At 44.6% G+C, this 903-nt stretch carries 1 protein-coding gene; it reads left to right on the top strand.

All coding sequences use genetic code 11. From position 1 onward, the window contains the following. Position 1: 1 nt before the first annotated feature. Entirely contained in the window at positions 2-586 is a 585-nt protein-coding gene (gene folE / locus R8O11_RS26030) for a GTP cyclohydrolase I FolE (protein WP_318194715.1), read from the top strand. Positions 587-903 lie beyond the last annotated feature (317 nt).

Raw genomic sequence — 903 nt, 5'->3', positions numbered from 1 at the left:
AATGCGTCCTAATGCCGTGAGCCGTGAAGAGAAGAAAGAAAAGATCGAGCACCACGTGCGTGAGATCCTAACCCTGCTTCAACTCGACCTTACGGATGACAGCCTAGAAGAGACGCCACATCGCATTGCAAAAATGTACGTGGACGAGATTTTCTCTGGTTTGGATTACTCCAACTTCCCAAAAATCACGGTTATTGAAAACAAGATGAACGTAAGTGAAATGGTTCGCGTGAAAGACATCACCGTAACCAGCACGTGTGAACACCATCTTGTCACGATCGACGGCAAAGCGGCCGTTGCGTATATTCCTCGTGGTAAAATCATTGGTCTCTCTAAGATCAACCGCATTGTCCGTTTCTTCGCGCAACGTCCTCAAGTTCAAGAGCGTATGACACAGCAAATCCTAGTTGCTTTGCAAACATTGCTTGAGTCTGACGATGTGGCCGTGACTATCGACGCGACGCACTACTGCGTGAAATCACGTGGTGTTATGGATGCAACCAGCGAAACGACAACCACAGCTTTAGGTGGTATTTTTAAGAGCAACCCAGCCACTCGCGCTGAGTTTCTGCATGGTTTACGCTAGTCAAAGCGAAGTATAGATTTGAGAGAGGATGGCAACGTGCCATCCTTTTTTATACCTGAATCATGGGTAAGTGAGTCGCAATAAATAATATTTATGCAATTGTGTGTTGACAGTCACATTCGTTGCTCTTAGTATATGCGCCCAATGAACGGCTACAACGTGTAATCGTTTGTTTTGAAAAGAGATATCTCTCTAAGTTCAGCTGATCTCGGTCAGTTGTCTTTCTTTTTTTCTAATAATAGAAAGACAACAAATTTGAGACTTGGCATGACTACACAAAGCACTATCAGCACCTCTTCCATTTCCGCTCCTGTAAC

The sequence above is a fragment of the Vibrio sp. 1288 genome, assembly GCF_033344475.1.
Note: the sequence above shows the minus strand (reverse complement) of the source record. Positions and strands in the feature narration are given on the sequence as shown.